This window comes from Shewanella sp. M-Br, assembly GCF_036245925.1.
Classification (GTDB): domain Bacteria; phylum Pseudomonadota; class Gammaproteobacteria; order Enterobacterales; family Shewanellaceae; genus Shewanella; species Shewanella oncorhynchi.
Genome location: NZ_BJBV01000010.1, coordinates 66,188 through 81,567 on the forward strand (window position 1 = coordinate 66,188; position 15,380 = coordinate 81,567).

Consider the following 15,380-nt stretch of genomic DNA (forward strand, 5'->3'; position numbering starts at 1 on the left):
GCGCTCTAGTTATCGATCACAACCTTCTCATCGATAATCACAGGTAACTCTTGTTGTTTACCTTGGCGTATCACAGTCATCATCACTTTTTTACCCGGTGTGGTTTCAGCGATGCGGTCCATTAGCATTTCAACGCCTGGCACATCTTCACCATCGTATTTAATAATCACATCCCTTGGCATTAGCAGGGCTCGGGCCGCAGGGCCATTAGGATCGACACCCGTAACGAGCACACCTTTTAGATCGGGTAGATTAAGGATTTGTGCTACCACAGGATTAATCGGCTCGCCAGAAATTCCTAAGGCACCACGGATCACGCGACCATTTTTAATCAATTTACCCATAATGCTGTGGGCTAATTTAATCGGGATAGCGAAGTTAATCCCGTGGCCGCCGCCTTCTTCACCCACTTGGAATGCTGCGGTATTAATACCTATGAGGCTGCCGTTAGTGTCAATGAGTGCGCCACCCGAGTTACCCGCATTAATCGCTGCATCGGTTTGTAGGAAGTCTAAGTAACCTGAACTTAAGCCGTTACGCCCCGTGGCACTGATGATGCCTTGGGTAATGGTCTGGCCTAAATTGTAGGGATTACCAATAGCGAGTACGACATCACCGACTTGAGGCGGACTGTCGAGATTAACGGGGACAATTGGTAAGTTATCGCCTTCAATTTTAAGTACCGATAAATCGGTTTCAGGATCGAAACCAACCACTTCAGAGGTAAATTTGCGTCCATCTTGCAGGGCGACAACAATCTCATCGGCTTTCTTAATGACATGATAATTAGTGAGAATATAACCTTCTTTACTCATTATCACCCCAGAACCTAGACCTTGAAGTGAGCCTGAATTAAGTGGCCGATTCTGATCTATGCTGAGGCTATAAATATTCACAACGGCAGGAGCTGCACGGCGTACCGCCTTGGCAAAGGATAGCTCGACTGTGTTGTTGGCACGGGTTTGTAGCAGACTACTACCGAGGGATTGGTTATCGAAATAACGTGTCACCAATAAAAACATGGCCGCCATGATAAGGCCGAAAAGGGTGGCTTTACCGAGATATAACAGAGTGTCTTTTATAGTCATGGCAGGATGGATCTAGAAAAAGGTGAGTTAGATTAACATGTTTAATCGATGTAAGCATAGGGAACCTAAGCTCCCTATGCTTATCTATGGCAGAAAAAATGGCCTATTTTGTCGATTAACGTAGGACTAAATACAACATGCTCTTATCACGCATTATCTTCAGTGCAACGGCACCTTCTTGATCTTTAAGTTGTGCTTTAAGTGTCTTAAGATCTTTAATCGCAGTACGGTTAATACCGACAATCACATCTCCTTTTTGTAAGCCACTCATGGCCGCGGGTGAGCCTTGCGCTACATCGGTAATTTCAATGCCCTTAGATGAGTTTTCTAAGGACGCACCTTGCAGCATAGGATGCACGGCACCAGCCGCTGTTTCACTGGTTTGGCTCGCTTCACCTAAGGTCACTTTAACTGTTTTCTTATCACCGTCACGGATGAGTCCTAACTCAACGTTAGCACCTGCACCCATAGTGGCGACTTTAGCCCGCAGTTCTTGGAATGACTTAATACCACGGCCATCAACGCTGATGATGATATCACCTGCTTTTATACCGGCCTTCTCTGCGGCACTGCCCTTGGCTACTTCATTCACGAAGCCACCGTGTTGAGTGTCTAAACCGAAACCTTGGGCGAGTTGGCTATCGAGATCACGTCCCGAAATACCTAATACACCGCGGCGTACTTCTCCGTGTTCGGCAATTTGTGCCACGAGGTTTTTCACCATATTAGCAGGGATGGCAAAGCCAATACCGACGTTACCGCCGCCCGGTGCTACGATTGCGGTGTTAATCCCAATTAACTCGCCGTTAAGATTGACGAGTGCGCCGCCCGAGTTACCACTGTTAATCGCGGCATCGGTTTGAATAAAGTTTTCTAGCATTTCAATGCCTAAGCCGCTACGGCCTAAAGCACTAACAATGCCCGAGGTGACGGTTTGACCTAAACCGAAGGGGTTACCAATGGCAACGGCAAAGTCACCTACGCGTAAATCATCGGAATCAGAGGATTTGATTGCGATGAGATTTTTCGCTTCAATTTGCAATAATGCGATATCTGACTCTGAGTCAGTACCAATCAGTTTTGCTTTTACTTCACGGCCATCGTGAAGACCAACTTGAATATCATCAGCACCGTCAATCACATGGTTGTTCGTGACGATATAGCCTTTTTCTGCGTCAATAATGACGCCTGAGCCTAAGCCTCTAAAAGGACGTTCTTGCACTTGCTCTTGTGGCGCATTAGGGCCGAAAAAGTAACGGAAAACATCAGGTACTCTTTGCTTAGAAACATGAGTCCCCGTTACCGCTACTGATACGACTGCGGGCGTCGTACGCTCAAGCATAGGCGCAAGACTTGGAATGGATTGTCCCTCAACCGTCTGTGGAATGGCGGCCTGTGAGACGACAGGCATTATAGTCAGGGTCGCGGCTAACATTGCGGCTGAAAGTACAGATAATTTTGTTTTCATCTATTCATAACTCCAAATAAGGGTTGAAAGATCTGGATGTAATGCATCAGCAATCGTGCGAGTGCCAGATCAAATCTGTATCGGTACCGGCTATTTGCCTAGGTAATCACTCTGACTCGCACCTTATTGAAAAAGTTCATTATATTAATAAATGTTAATTTTTTTAGCCTATTTTGTCGGCTGTTTCATACTTGTTTCTGAACAGAAATCTGTGGGCGAGATTAGGATTTTTCAAGCCCCAATATTAGCGGATTTTGCCGATTAAAATGACCTACAGCATAGATGCTTATTAGACGTTTGTATGCAGTTTAGCGTTAAGGTAAAAGTCGTATTCTGCATTAATATATCCTGCGTCATATTGGGCGTGCTAATATCGTCACAGTTTTAATAAAGGACATAAGAGAATTTAAACGTGCCTCAGTTAAGCCCTTGGCAGCATTATCAAAAAGATCTTACCCGCGACGGTTTTTCCCATGATCCGGCTCAAGAAATTGCCGTTAAGGCTTTACAACGCGTCTATGAAGACTTAACTACGGCAGAAGAACCGAGTTCTATTGTGGGGAAATTGTTTAGCGCATTAGGCTTAAAATCGGCACCAGCATCACCTAAAGGTCTGTATCTTTGGGGCGGAGTTGGGCGCGGTAAAACCTACCTGATGGATACTTTTTTTGATGCCTTGCCTGGTGAACAAAAATTGCGGGCTCACTTCCATCGCTTTATGCATAAATTGCATTTAGATTTGGACGAGTTAAAAGGCGTTCGCGATCCCTTGTTGGTGATTGCGAAAAAGATGGCTGCAAAATATCGCGTTATCTGTTTCGATGAATTCTTTGTCTCTGATATTACCGATGCCATGCTATTAGGTACGCTGTTTCAAGCGTTATTTAAAGAAGGTGTTGTGCTGGTTGCAACTTCGAATATTATCCCCGACGACTTATATAAAAATGGCTTACAGCGCGCACGTTTCTTACCTGCGATAGCCTTAATTAATCAACATTGTGAAGTACTCAATGTGGATTCTGGCATTGACTATCGATTGCGTACCCTTGAGCAAGCAGAGATTTATCATCATCCGTTAGATGCACACGCTGATGCCAATCTGATACGTTATTTTAGTCAGTTAGCGCCTGAGTCTGAGGTGCTTACTGGTGACATCGAAATAGAAGGCCGCAGTATTAGTATTCGGCAGCAGGCGCAGGGCGTATTGTTGGCCGATTTTAGAGCGCTCTGTGATGGTCCACGAAGCCAGCGTGATTACATGGAACTTGCGCGGATTTATCACACTGTTCTCGTGAGTGGCATAGAACAAATGGGTGCCTTTTTGACTGGCGATGACATCGCTAGACGTTTTTTAGCTATGGTCGACGAATTTTACGAGCGCAATGTAAAGCTGATTGTATCGGCTCAAGTGCCACTCGAAGATATTTATGCCGATGGTTTGCTTAACTTCGAATTTAGGCGTTGCCGTTCACGCTTAATTGAGATGCAATCCCACGATTATTTAAAAACCGAACACCTGCCGTAACCCAGTAGTGTAAGAGTTTTGCATTAGCTGCGGCCTTAAATCACCAGAGGCTTGTTAATCCTTAGGATGACAAGTCCGATTGGTCGATATTTTATAATTTTTATCAAAATATCAGGTGATTTTTAACTCAGCTTTGTCTATACTCCGCCACCTGCCCACGTTACTCCGCCAATTGGGCGGAAGTTGTAAGCCGAAGTCGGTGCTCGAAGGGGTACTAAAAGGCAATTTTGTGTTGTTTGCAAATGCAGGCAGCATGTGAGACAGAAAATTAACTTTGGGTTTTTGTAATAATGAAGACTTTTACTGCTACACCAGAAACTGTAACTCGTGACTGGTTCGTCGTCGACGCAGACGGCAAAACTTTAGGTCGTATCGCTACTGAAATCGCTGTCCGTTTACGCGGTAAGCATAAGCCAGAATACACTCCACACGTTGATACCGGTGATTACATCATCGTTGTTAATGCTGAAAAAGTGACTGTTACTGGTAACAAAGCGAAAGGCAAAACGTACTACTCGCATTCAGGCTTCCCTGGTGGCATTAAGCAAATCAGCTTTGAAAAGCTGCAAGCGCAAAAGCCAGAAATGATCATCGAGAAAGCAGTTAAGGGTATGTTACCAAAAGGTCCTCTGGGCCGTGCCATGTTCCGTAAACTGAAAGTTTACGCTGGCGCAGAACATAACCACACTGCACAACAACCTCAAGTTCTTGATATCTAAACGGGATTAAGCAAATGGCTGCAACTCAGTACTACGGCACTGGCCGTCGCAAAACCTCTACAGCTCGCGTTTTCGCTAAAGCAGGTAGTGGCAACATCGTTGTAAATCAACGTCCTTTGGATCAGTATTTTGGTCGTGAAACTGCTCGTATGGTTGTTCGTCAACCTTTAGAGTTAGTTGAAATGACTGACAAGCTGGACATCTATGTAACTGTTAAAGGCGGTGGTATCACTGGCCAAGCAGGCGCAATCCGTCACGGTATTACCCGTGCTCTGATGCAATTAGATGAAGCACTGCGTCCATCACTTCGTTCTGCTGGTTTCGTTACCCGTGACGCTCGTAAAGTTGAGCGTAAGAAAGTGGGTCTACGTAAAGCACGTCGTAAGCCACAATTCTCTAAGCGTTAATTCGTTTTTGGAATATCAAAAAACCCAGCCTGTGCTGGGTTTTTTATTGGCTAAAAATTGACGGTATAAGAAAACTCTTTGGTTGGAGTATGCTGATATACAATAAATTTATATTAAGCGAGTGAGTTTGAGGTAAGCATGACTTTTCAGATTTTTATGCTAGCAGTGGCACTTGTGTTGGTTTTGGAAGGCCTTGGGCCATTATTATTCCCAAATAAATGGCGTCGTTATTTAAATGAACTCTCCCATCAAAATCAGCAAGTTATCCAGCGACTTGGTGGGGCATTAGTCACGGCTGGAGTCGTTCTTTGGGTTATTTTTGCATGAAAAACAGCCTGCTTGCCCTTATTAACTAAGATCTGTTAAAATTCTTTTTTAACCGCAACCTTGCAGCAAATAATGGGCAAAAACGTAGTTGTTCTCGGCACCCAATGGGGTGACGAAGGAAAAGGTAAGATTGTCGACCTTCTAACAGAACAGGCAAAATATGTAGTTCGCTATCAAGGCGGCCACAATGCTGGTCATACCTTGGTTATCGACGGTGAAAAAACCGTTCTTCATCTGATCCCATCGGGTATCCTGCGCGATAATGTGAAATGCATTATTGGCAACGGTGTGGTGCTTGCACCTGACGCCCTGATGAAAGAGATCAACATGCTGAAAGATCGTGGAGTTCCTGTTGAGGAACGTCTGTTGATCTCTGAAGCGTGTCCGCTGATCCTTCCCTTCCACTGTGCCCTTGATATTGCCCGTGAAAAAGCGCGCGGTAATAAAGCTATTGGTACAACTGGCCGTGGTATTGGACCTGCGTATGAAGACAAGATCTCTCGTCGCGGTCTGCGAGTAGGCGACCTGTTCAATGCTGAACTGTTTGCTGAAAAGCTGAAAGAAGTTATGAAATACCATAACTTTATGCTGACAGAGTACTATCAAGTCGAAGCGGTTGATTACGAGCAAACGCTAGCAGATGCTTTGGCTATGGCCGATTATCTGAAGAGCATGTGTGTTGATGTGACTGAACTATTGGATACTGCGCGTAAAGCGGGTGAGCCAATTCTGTTCGAAGGCGCTCAAGGTACATTACTCGACATCGACCACGGAACATACCCATTTGTAACCTCTTCAAATACCACTGCCGGTGGTGTTGCGACGGGTTCAGGTTTTGGTCCGCGTCACTTAGACTATGTCTTAGGTATCATGAAGGCTTACACCACTCGCGTAGGTGCAGGTCCATTCCCAACTGAACTATTATGTGAAGTCGGCGATCATTTAGGTACTAAAGGTCATGAGTTTGGTGCAACAACGGGTCGTAAGCGTCGTCCAGGTTGGTTGGATGCTGTGGCAATGCGCCGCGCAGTTCAAATCAACAGTGTTAGCGGCTTCTGCTTGACTAAGTTAGATGTACTTGATGGTCTGAAAGAAGTGAAGATTTGTGTCGGTTATCAGAATCCTGATGGCACTATCTCTAAAGTCACTCCGCTGGCCGCTGAAGGTTATGAACTGGTTACGCCGGTTTATGAAACTATGCCGGGTTGGAGCGAGTCGACTTTTGGCGCGACATCAATTGAGCAACTGCCTCAAGCAGCGATCAATTATATCAAGCGTCTTGAAGAGTTATTAGAAACACCTATCGACATTATCTCTACGGGTCCTGATCGTAACGAAACCATGATTTTGGTTAATCCGTTCAATTAAGATCTGTTAAGGCCGTGTTTCACGGCCTTTTTCTCTGCTTCTTTATGCCTTTCTCTGTTTTATTCTGCGGTTAGAAATTCAGCTCAAGCTCAAGAAATAGGTTATACTGCCGATGCAAGTATTCATCCTACTGTCATTGAGAGTCGTTATGCTACGTACAGCACTCGTTGCGCTACTGCCTTTAGTATCTTCAATGTGCTTTGCTGAAACGCAGGCGGTGGATATTTATAGTCAAGATCAATTGCTTGATTTGATCCGTAGCAATCAATACTTAGCGAAAGTGAAACGTGATGATTGCCAGTTAGTCCAAGACATTGAGGCGCGAGCCCAAGTCTTAAAACAGCCTTTATATCAATTTCTTTGGGGCGAAATGCTCAATCATGGAACGTGTGTGAAGGCTAACCCTGTGAAGGGTATTGCTTTGTTACGTGACTCGGCCGAACAAGGTAGCTCAGAAGCGATGTTAAAGCTTGCCGAGTATTATCAGAGTGGGAAATTTGTCATCCGCAATAAAGACAGAGCAGTGCATTATTTACTGCCTGCGGCTGCAAGTGGCAGTTTATCCGCTCGTATGATGTTAGTTCGTTTATTCGGTGAAGGTTATGGTAGTCCTAGGGATTACGAGATGGCCTATCATTGGTTATATAACGATGTATTTGCGGACGAGGCGACTAAGAAAAAAGCCTTGTCTTTACTGCAGGTGTTAGCAGCTAAAATGCCCCCCAGTGCAGTGGCGCGGGCCCAGCAAGAACAGTTGCGAACCCGTTAAGTGGTCTCTTAATCTAGAGACACATTATTTGGATATTGAATGATCAAAGACCCTCATTTTGAGCGTGAACAGGATAAGTACGAAAACCCTATCCCAAGCCGTGAGTATATTCTCGATTACTTACGTTCTCAAAAATCACCTATCACCCGTGACAGCATTGCCGCGGCGTTAAACATCCAAGAGGAAGAACAACTTGAGGCCTTGCGCCGTCGCCTACGTGCGATGGAACGCGATGGCGAACTGGTGTTCACTCGTGGGCAGAGCTATGGCTTACCCGAGAAAATGGATCTGATCCCCGGCACTGTGCTCGGACACAGAGAAGGCTTCGGCTTTTTCAAACCAGATGAAGGCGGTGATGACTTATTTATTTCGAACCGCGACATGCTGATGTATTTCCACGGTGATAAAGTGCTGGCGCAAAAAGCGGGCACAGATCGTCGTGGCCGTCGCGAAGCGCGTTTGGTGCGTCTGATCCAGTCGCGCAGTGCCGCGATTGTTGGCCGTTATCATGTTGATAGCGGTATGGCATTTGTCATTGCCGATGATAAGCGTATTACCCAAGAAATCTTAGTCGCGAATGAAGATCGCAACGGCGCCCGTCAAGGTGATGTGGTTGTGGTTGAATTAACGCGTCGCCCAGGCCGTTTTGTTAAGGCTGCGGGTAAAGTGACTGAAGTGCTCGGTAAGCAAATGGCGCCGGGGATGGAAATCGAAATTGCCCTGCGTAATTATGATTTACCCCATACTTGGTCACCTGTGATTGAGAAGAAACTGCGCCGTATTCCCGATGAAGTAACCGACGCCGATAAAGTCGGTCGTGTGGATTTACGTCATCTGCCATTAGTGACTATCGACGGTGAAGACGCCCGCGATTTTGACGATGCCGTGTACGCGGAGAAAAAAGCCGGTGGCGGCTGGCGTTTATGGGTTGCGATTGCGGACGTTAGTTATTATGTCCGCACTGATTCTGCCTTAGATACCGAAGCACGTGCCCGTGGTAACTCTGTGTATTTCCCATCGCAAGTGATCCCTATGCTGCCGGAGAAAATCTCCAATGGCCTATGTTCGCTTAATCCTCACGTCGACCGTTTATGTATGGTCGCCGAGATGACCGTATCTGCTAAAGGTAAGTTGTCGGGTTATAAGTTTTATCCGGCTGTAATGTATTCCCATGCCCGTTTCACTTATACCCAAGTGGCAGCAATGTTAGAAGGCGGCCCAATTGCGCCTGAGCATGAAGTCTTGTTCCCGCATTTGCAGTGTTTACAGTCATTGTATTTAGCACTAGATGAGCAAAGAGCCGAGCGTGGTGCGATTGCGTTTGAAACCATGGAAACGCAGTTCATTTTCAATGAGCAGCGCAAGATTGATAAAATCGTGCCGTGTGGCCGTAATCAAGCCCATAAAATCATTGAAGAATGCATGATTTTAGCCAACGTATCTGCGGCTAAATTTGTGAAGAAACACAAAGGCGACGTGCTGTACCGAGTGCATGAAGCGCCATCTGAGCAAAAGTTGGCGAACTTTAAAGAGTTCCTTGCTGAGCGTGGTTTGACTATGCCTGGCGGACTTGAGCCAACGCCGTCAGATTACCAGAACGTGATGCTGCAAATTGCCGACCGCCCTGATGCTGAACTTATCCAAGTGATGTTACTGCGCTCTATGCGTCAGGCAATTTACACTCCGGATAACGAAGGTCACTTCGGTTTAGCCTTAGAAGAATATGCGCATTTTACCTCGCCCATTCGCCGTTATCCGGATTTAGTGTTACATCGTGTGATCCGTTATTTACTGGCGAAGGAAAGAGGTGAAGCTACTGAGAAGTGGACGCAGGATGGTGGTTATCACTATCAGCTCGATGAGCTCGACCAATTGGGCGAAGAGTGTTCGACCACAGAACGTCGTGCCGATGAAGCGACTCGCGATGTTAGCGATTGGCTGAAATGTGAGTTTATGCAAGATCACGTCGGCGATACCTTTGAAGCTGTAATTGCCTCAGTGACCAGTTTTGGTTTGTTTGTGCGCTTAAATGAACTGTTTATCGATGGCTTAGTGCATATCTCAAGTCTTGGTAGCGATTACTACCAATTCGACCCTATGCGTCAACGTCTTATCGGTGAGCACACAGGTCAAGTTTATCAAGTCGGCGATCCTGTGACGGTTAAGGTCGCTGCAGTTAACCTAGATGACAGACAGATTGATTTGGTTATGCTGGGTGATGACGGCAAAGGTGGTAAGCGTAAAGCATCTGCCAGCCGTGATAAGCCGATGACAGCCCGTGAGCGCGTTAATCGTGAAGGCGCTAAGCAAGGTAAAGCAGGCAAAACCGCGGCATCTAGCGCCAAGGCTGAAACAGGCAAAACCAAACCTAAGGCCAAAGCTGGCACTAAAGCTAAAAAAGCAGCAGTAAAAGATCCGGCTAAAAAGCCAAAAGCCGCTAAGCGGAGCACGAGAAATAAATGAAAAAACAAGATATTATTTTTGGGATCCACGCAGTTGAAGCCCTGTTAAAACACAGCCCTGAGCGCATTATCGAGTTATGGCTGTTACAAGGCCGTGACGATGAGCGCTTAACTGTGCTGGCCGATCAGGCTAAAGCCTTTGGCACGACGATTCAAGTCGCTTCTCGTAAAGCCTTAGATGACAAAGCGGAAAGCAGCCAACATCAAGGCATAGTCGCGCGCGTTAAAGCGGCGAAAGTATTGAATGAGCAAGATTTAGATGTGCTGCTTGCTAACACTGAGCAAGCATTCCTGTTGATCTTGGATGGTGTGACGGATCCCCATAACTTAGGCGCTTGCCTACGTAATGCTGATGCGGCTGGCGTACAAGGTATTATCGTGCCTAAAGACAATTCAGTTGGCTTAACGGCGACTGTGAGTAAAGTGGCATGTGGCGCTGCGGAAACAGTGCCTTTATTCCAAGTGACTAATCTTGCGCGCACTATGCGTCACCTGCAGGATAAAGGTGTGTGGATTGTGGGCACTGCAGGCGAGGCAGATTGCGAGCTTTATCAAGCCGATCTCAAGGGGTCATTGGCGATTGCCATGGGAGCTGAAGACAAAGGCTTACGCCGATTAAGCCGTGAGTCTTGCGATTCACTGATCTCTATCCCTATGGCCGGTAGTGTGTCTAGCTTGAACGTATCGGTTGCAACGGGTATTTGCTTATTTGAAGCGGTGCGTCAGCGTCGTAGCTAATACGCTCACGTTTGCCTGATCTCACACATGCAGTATCAGGCTTTTAGTCACAACCTTCAGTAACAACTGGTCGTAATAAAAAGGCGGATTAACGATATAAAGTTAATCCGTTTTTTATTGGCCTTTTTACGTCAGCGCTTTGTCTAGGTTAACCTGCTTGCTATCAGTTTCATCAATTTGAGCGGCTTCAGGCTCTGCTTGCTCAATATCGAAACTAAAGGCGAGTTGCTCCTCATCACTCTCATTATCATCGATAATATCGTCATCGACGCCATCGGCCCCTAAATCATGCTCCGATTCATCTAAGTTAGCGCTTGGCGTCATATGCTCTTGAATTGATTCAACATCAACCCGTGGGTCCAACGCTGCCGCTAGTGGTGACGAGACTAAATCGCCCGTCGCCATTATGTAGTCTTGGGTGACATTGGTTTCGACTTTTTGCTGTGAATGTACATAACGTAAACGCACAAAGAGTATTAAGGTACAGGCTGACATAAAGCCATATAACATGTTATTGCCAAACCATTGCATTAATGTCGATGCGATAAGCGGACCGATACTGGCGCCTAAGCCGAAGGTTAATAATATTGTTGCTGATAAGCCTACTCGCTCATTTTGCTCTACTCGAGAGTTGGCAAGCGCTGTGGCGAGTGGATAGAAAGTGAAACCTAAAATACCAAATAGGAAAGTCATCACCAGCGAAATCACCGGATGATAGGGCGTTAAGGCGATAGCTAAGGCTAAGATACCGAGCAATATACAGTTGATACGGATAAGGCGACTGCGGGACATAATGTCGGACAATTTTCCCATTGGCCACTGTGCCAGTAATCCCGCTAAAATCGTTGCCGTCATATACGTGGCGACTTTTTCAGGCGGTAAACCTAAGTTACTGGCGTAGGCGGGAGCGAGACCATAAAACGAACCCACTATCATGCTACCAATCGCGATTGTCGTGAGTGCTTGTGGTGCTTTTTTCCAGTAATAGGCAATTTTGAGTGGGGCAGGGACTAAGGGCGCAGGGTGAAGACGACGCGTGAGTGAAATCGGTACGATACAGAGTGAAAAACAAATTGCGATAAGCAGTAGTGGCTCTAGTCCTAATTCGGGGAAAATACTGATCGCACCTTGGCCCAAGATTAAGCCGAAGTAAGATACGATCATATAACTCGCAAACACTGTGCCCCTTTGATTACTTTCAGCTTGTTCGTTAAGCCAACTTTCTAACACCATGTATTGGCACATCATCCCCATGCCGACCACGAGTCTGAGGAGCAGCCAAACCGCTAGCTCATCCACGAGTGCATGGCCTAATGCCGATGCAGCGACTATGCCAGCACTGGCGACAAAGGCGCGGATATGACCCACTTGAGCGATAAGTCGATGACCAATCTTAGAGCCTGCCACTAGGCCAACATAGTAGGCCGACATCATGCCGCCAATCCATATTTGTGGCACATTCATCACTGAGAGCCTGAGCCCAAGATAGGTGGTAAGCAAGCCGCCGGCTAATACCATTAATAACGTGGTGCTATATAAAGAGGCGAAAGTGCGCAGCGGATTAGACATATACAACTCCGAAAACACAAACTAGATTGATAATGAGGAGTGAGTATATCAGGGGTTAGTGTTTATGTTGTGTTGCAAATTGTTGGTAAATCTTGATTAATTGCGCATTTCTGCTCAAAAAATCACTGAATTATGTCGGGACAACTCAAGGGGATGCTTGTAAAGCATTCACATAGACGCCAGCAGAGTAGGCTGTGAGCGTCATGTTAGTCTATGTATTTTTTCGTATTTTTTAAAAGGAGTTATCTAAAAGTGTAAAGCAAGTTGAAGGTGGTGATGGTATCCATGGGTTGGCTTCCTTCTGGTACCACTTCAGTGTATTTGATGTTCATACCGATCTTAAATGCCCAATCTTGGAACACCAGATTTTTATAGTTCATATCTAAGGTGAGGGTGTTGTTGTTCTCGCCCACTTCCGCGGTGAGATCGGCATTGAGACTGCTGTATTCCTGTAGTTTTTGAGAGAATTTGGCAGCGGTACGAAGAATGACATCTTTTTCGGCATCAGGGCTGGGGATGGTTACCGATTCTGCAGGTAAGTTATATCGATAACCTGGGCCGAACTCGAGACTGAGTTTTGTTTTATAACTACTGATAGCATTGAAACCGTAACCACTCGAAAGCGTTGATATTTGCGTGTAACTACCGAATTGATCCCAAGTAAAATCACCACGTCCGAAGATATAACCCTTAGTGAGTTTATAGTTCGACTGGAGTTGGAGTTCGTATTTTTCGGAAGTCGTCTTGCTTTTTTCTGAGGCAAAATAGGCTTTTAGTGTGGCTTCTTGCTTGGTTTGCTTTGTATCGTAAATCAGTTGGGTTCGACCATTAAAACTGCTGGATTCGGTATTGCCTGTGTTCAGTTGCAAGCCAGCTTCGATTTCCGCCGTAAAATCGCTGGGCGGTTCCTGATAATCAGGTGGAACAAGCGCAAGCGCAGGAAATGAAAGGAAAAACAAACTGATTGGCGCAATAACTTTTAGCATTATGTTTTATTCTTGGTTAGCTGATTTCAGACGTCCGAATGTAGGCGAACTGCCATCATACCTGTATTGATTGGCGAGGCAAAGTTATTGCTTGAGTTTCTGGCTTGCTTTCTGTACTATCTCGCGCTCAAATCAGTCACTATTTTTCGTTCCTTGCCTCCATTTGGTTTGACTGAGCCAATACCGAGGCTACATAACCGTAAGGAGCAATAAATGCGTCATTACGAAATCGTATTTATGGTTCACCCAGATCAAAGTGAACAAGTACCAGGTATGATTGAGCGTTACACAGGTGTTATCACCGAAGCTAACGGCACAATCCACCGTTTAGAAGATTGGGGCCGTCGTCAACTGGCTTACCCAATCCTTGACCTGCATAAAGCTCACTACGTTCTGATGAACGTTGAAGCTAAAGCAGAGACGATCGAAGAGCTAGAAACAGCTTTCCGTTTCAACGACGCAGTTCTGCGTAACATGGTAATGCGTACTAAAGTTGCCGTTACTGAAGCATCTCCAATGGCTAGAGCTAGAGATGAGCGCGATTCACGTCGTGGCCCAGCTGGCGAACGCTCATATGATGAAGCTCACGCTGAAGAAATCGCTGAGTAAGGTAATCTGTGACCACCAATAACTTGGTGTTGTCAGGAACGATAACTCGTTCAAGACGCTTTAAAAGCCCTGCAGGTATTGCACACAGTGTAATTATGTTGGAACACAAATCGCAGCGTTATGAAGCCGAAATGCTCCGCAACGTCTATGTACAAATTCAAGTGATATTGAGTGGCCCACGCTTTGAAAGCGTCGCAGAAGATCTGAAAGCAGGTGTGGAAGTACAAGTGCAAGGCTTTATGACGCTTCAACAGGGGCGTAATGGTCAGAACCGCTTAGTCATCCATGCCGAAAATGTCGAATTGAAAACTTAGGAGACTGTCAACATGGCACGTTATTTCCGTCGTCGCAAGTTCTGCCGTTTCACCGCTGAAGGTGTTGCAGAAATTGATTACAAAGATATCGTTACTTTAAAGAACTACATCACTGAAAGCGGCAAGATTGTTCCTAGCCGTATCACTGGTACTAGTGCTAAATATCAGCGCCAACTAGCTCGCGCTATCAAGCGTGCTCGTTATCTTTCTCTACTGCCATACACTGATTTACATCAGTAATTGCAGTATTCCTAATCGAATATAGAGGATTTGATAATGAACGTTATTCTGCTTGATAAAATCGCTAACCTAGGCAACTTGGGTGACCAAGTTACTGTTAAAGCTGGTTACGCTCGTAACTACCTTTTGCCACAAGGTAAAGCTGTTGTTGCTAACGAAAGCAACGTTAAAGTATTTGAAGCTCGTCGCGCTGAATTAGAAGCTAAATTAGCTGCTGAATTAGCTGCTGCTAACCTACGTGCTGAGAAAATCACTGCACTGGAAGCTGTTGTTATTGCTTCTAAAGCGGGTGATGAAGGCAAACTGTTTGGTTCAGTTGGCAACCGTGACATCGCTGATGCAGTGACTGCTGCTGGTGTTGAGCTGGCTAAATCAGAAGTTCGTTTACCATTAGGCGCTCTGCGTACTACTGGCGACTTCGAAGTTGAAGTTCAGTTACACACTGAAGTTAAAGCTGTTGTTAAAGTTTCTATCGTTGCAGAAGCTTAATTACTCCTTGCTTTAATCTTAAGAGAAACACCGCTTCGGCGGTGTTTTTTTATGGCTGAAATTCAGTATTTAGCTGTGGTCAATATGGTTTGATATTGGTTTGCGATGGATTAATACCAATCACATTAAATATCTAATCAGTTCAGAGCCTCACAGGCATCTCAATCCAAGGCGCATTGACGCAGAAATGGTTATTTCCTTTTAAGTCAATGTAACACGGGAGTGGGATGCCTGTGAGGCTCCCGAAGGGCGGCTGATGTTAACGGCATGGCAAAGCGCTTTATACTGCGTTTAAGGCTTTC

Annotated in this window: 16 protein-coding genes; 12 read left to right on the forward strand and 4 right to left on the reverse strand. The window is 45.7% G+C overall.

The annotated features are described in order from the left end of the window. Positions 1-5: 5 nt before the first annotated feature. The gene (degS, locus tag AAA952_RS10240; protein WP_105251400.1) at positions 6-1,088 is read right to left on the reverse strand and encodes an outer membrane-stress sensor serine endopeptidase DegS; all 1,083 of its coding nucleotides are present in this window, start codon (positions 1,086-1,088) and stop codon (positions 6-8) included. Positions 1,089-1,203: 115 nt separating this feature from the next. Continuing rightward, positions 1,204-2,556: a Do family serine endopeptidase DegQ gene (gene degQ, locus AAA952_RS10245; protein ID WP_131524126.1), complete on the reverse strand. Its 1,353-nt coding sequence runs from the start codon at positions 2,554-2,556 to the stop codon at positions 1,204-1,206. 412 nt (positions 2,557-2,968) lie between these two features. On the opposite strand from degQ, the gene zapE reads away from it, so the two are divergent. The 8 genes from zapE to rlmB all read left to right on the forward strand — a co-directional run bounded on the left by zapE (position 2,969) and on the right by rlmB (position 10,871). Further along, on the forward strand, positions 2,969-4,081 hold the full coding sequence (gene zapE / locus AAA952_RS10250) for a cell division protein ZapE (protein ID WP_338256698.1): 1,113 nt from the start codon (positions 2,969-2,971) through the stop codon (positions 4,079-4,081). A gap of 290 nt (positions 4,082-4,371) precedes the next feature. Next, positions 4,372-4,800 (forward strand): 50S ribosomal protein L13, encoded by a 429-nt coding sequence (rplM, locus tag AAA952_RS10255; RefSeq protein WP_105251403.1) that lies wholly within the window; start codon positions 4,372-4,374, stop codon positions 4,798-4,800. A 14-nt stretch (positions 4,801-4,814) separates the two neighbouring features. After that, on the forward strand, positions 4,815-5,207 hold the full coding sequence (rpsI, locus tag AAA952_RS10260; RefSeq protein WP_006083052.1) for a 30S ribosomal protein S9: 393 nt from the start codon (positions 4,815-4,817) through the stop codon (positions 5,205-5,207). Between the two features lie 138 nt (positions 5,208-5,345). Then, entirely contained in the window at positions 5,346-5,534 is a 189-nt protein-coding gene (locus AAA952_RS10265; RefSeq protein WP_198573776.1) for a DUF2065 domain-containing protein, read from the forward strand. 72 nt (positions 5,535-5,606) lie between these two features. Further along, positions 5,607-6,902: an adenylosuccinate synthase gene (locus AAA952_RS10270; RefSeq protein WP_028759421.1), complete on the forward strand. Its 1,296-nt coding sequence runs from the start codon at positions 5,607-5,609 to the stop codon at positions 6,900-6,902. A gap of 112 nt (positions 6,903-7,014) precedes the next feature. After that, positions 7,015-7,671, forward strand: coding sequence for a flagellar protein MotX (gene motX / locus AAA952_RS10275; RefSeq protein ID WP_105251405.1), 657 nt, complete (start codon positions 7,015-7,017; stop codon positions 7,669-7,671). A 39-nt stretch (positions 7,672-7,710) separates the two neighbouring features. Continuing rightward, positions 7,711-10,134 carry a ribonuclease R gene (gene rnr, locus AAA952_RS10280; protein ID WP_338256708.1) on the forward strand — a complete coding sequence of 808 codons (2,424 nt, stop codon included), beginning with the start codon at positions 7,711-7,713 and terminating at the stop codon, positions 10,132-10,134. Next, positions 10,131-10,871, forward strand: coding sequence for a 23S rRNA (guanosine(2251)-2'-O)-methyltransferase RlmB (gene rlmB, locus AAA952_RS10285; protein ID WP_028759536.1), 741 nt, complete (start codon positions 10,131-10,133; stop codon positions 10,869-10,871). Before rnr ends, rlmB begins: the two co-directional genes overlap by 4 nt. A 126-nt stretch (positions 10,872-10,997) precedes the next feature. On the opposite strand, the gene AAA952_RS10290 is transcribed toward rlmB, so the two are convergent. Continuing rightward, positions 10,998-12,440, reverse strand: coding sequence for an MFS transporter (locus AAA952_RS10290; RefSeq protein ID WP_338256712.1), 1,443 nt, complete (start codon positions 12,438-12,440; stop codon positions 10,998-11,000). A gap of 242 nt (positions 12,441-12,682) precedes the next feature. Beyond that, positions 12,683-13,426: a DUF481 domain-containing protein gene (locus AAA952_RS10295; RefSeq protein WP_338256715.1), complete on the reverse strand. Its 744-nt coding sequence runs from the start codon at positions 13,424-13,426 to the stop codon at positions 12,683-12,685. A 213-nt stretch (positions 13,427-13,639) separates the two neighbouring features. On the opposite strand from AAA952_RS10295, the gene rpsF reads away from it, so the two are divergent. From rpsF to rplI, 4 genes are read left to right on the forward strand one after another with little or no spacing between them, the layout of a single operon-like run. Beyond that, positions 13,640-14,035, forward strand: a complete 396-nt coding sequence (gene rpsF / locus AAA952_RS10300; protein ID WP_105251410.1) for a 30S ribosomal protein S6 — start codon at positions 13,640-13,642, stop codon at positions 14,033-14,035. Between the two features lie 8 nt (positions 14,036-14,043). Then, positions 14,044-14,349 carry a primosomal replication protein N gene (priB, locus tag AAA952_RS10305; RefSeq protein ID WP_105251411.1) on the forward strand — a complete coding sequence of 102 codons (306 nt, stop codon included), beginning with the start codon at positions 14,044-14,046 and terminating at the stop codon, positions 14,347-14,349. A 12-nt stretch (positions 14,350-14,361) separates the two neighbouring features. Beyond that, a complete protein-coding gene (gene rpsR / locus AAA952_RS10310) occupies positions 14,362-14,589 on the forward strand; it encodes a 30S ribosomal protein S18 (protein ID WP_006083042.1) in 228 nt (75 codons plus the stop codon). Positions 14,590-14,625: 36 nt separating this feature from the next. Next, positions 14,626-15,078, forward strand: a complete 453-nt coding sequence (rplI, locus tag AAA952_RS10315; RefSeq protein WP_113939970.1) for a 50S ribosomal protein L9 — start codon at positions 14,626-14,628, stop codon at positions 15,076-15,078. Positions 15,079-15,380: the final 302 nt, after the last annotated feature.

Bases quoted from the DNA above. Each gene is read 5' to 3' on its own strand.
- AAA952_RS10265 (WP_198573776.1), top strand. From the start codon at position 5,346: ATGACTTTTCAGATTTTTATGCTAGCAGTGGCACTTGTGTTGGTTTTG.
- AAA952_RS10295 (WP_338256715.1), bottom strand. From the start codon at position 13,426: ATGCTAAAAGTTATTGCGCCAATCAGTTTGTTTTTCCTTTCATTTCCT.
- rnr (WP_338256708.1), top strand. From the start codon at position 7,711: ATGATCAAAGACCCTCATTTTGAGCGTGAACAGGATAAGTACGAAAAC.
- AAA952_RS10290 (WP_338256712.1), bottom strand. From the start codon at position 12,440: ATGTCTAATCCGCTGCGCACTTTCGCCTCTTTATATAGCACCACGTTA.
- rplM (WP_105251403.1), top strand. From the start codon at position 4,372: ATGAAGACTTTTACTGCTACACCAGAAACTGTAACTCGTGACTGGTTC.
- rlmB (WP_028759536.1), top strand. From the start codon at position 10,131: ATGAAAAAACAAGATATTATTTTTGGGATCCACGCAGTTGAAGCCCTG.
- degQ (WP_131524126.1), bottom strand. From the start codon at position 2,556: ATGAAAACAAAATTATCTGTACTTTCAGCCGCAATGTTAGCCGCGACC.
- rpsI (WP_006083052.1), top strand. From the start codon at position 4,815: ATGGCTGCAACTCAGTACTACGGCACTGGCCGTCGCAAAACCTCTACA.
- rpsR (WP_006083042.1), top strand. From the start codon at position 14,362: ATGGCACGTTATTTCCGTCGTCGCAAGTTCTGCCGTTTCACCGCTGAA.
- rpsF (WP_105251410.1), top strand. From the start codon at position 13,640: ATGCGTCATTACGAAATCGTATTTATGGTTCACCCAGATCAAAGTGAA.
- degS (WP_105251400.1), bottom strand. From the start codon at position 1,088: ATGACTATAAAAGACACTCTGTTATATCTCGGTAAAGCCACCCTTTTC.
- rplI (WP_113939970.1), top strand. From the start codon at position 14,626: ATGAACGTTATTCTGCTTGATAAAATCGCTAACCTAGGCAACTTGGGT.
- AAA952_RS10270 (WP_028759421.1), top strand. From the start codon at position 5,607: ATGGGCAAAAACGTAGTTGTTCTCGGCACCCAATGGGGTGACGAAGGA.
- motX (WP_105251405.1), top strand. From the start codon at position 7,015: ATGCAAGTATTCATCCTACTGTCATTGAGAGTCGTTATGCTACGTACA.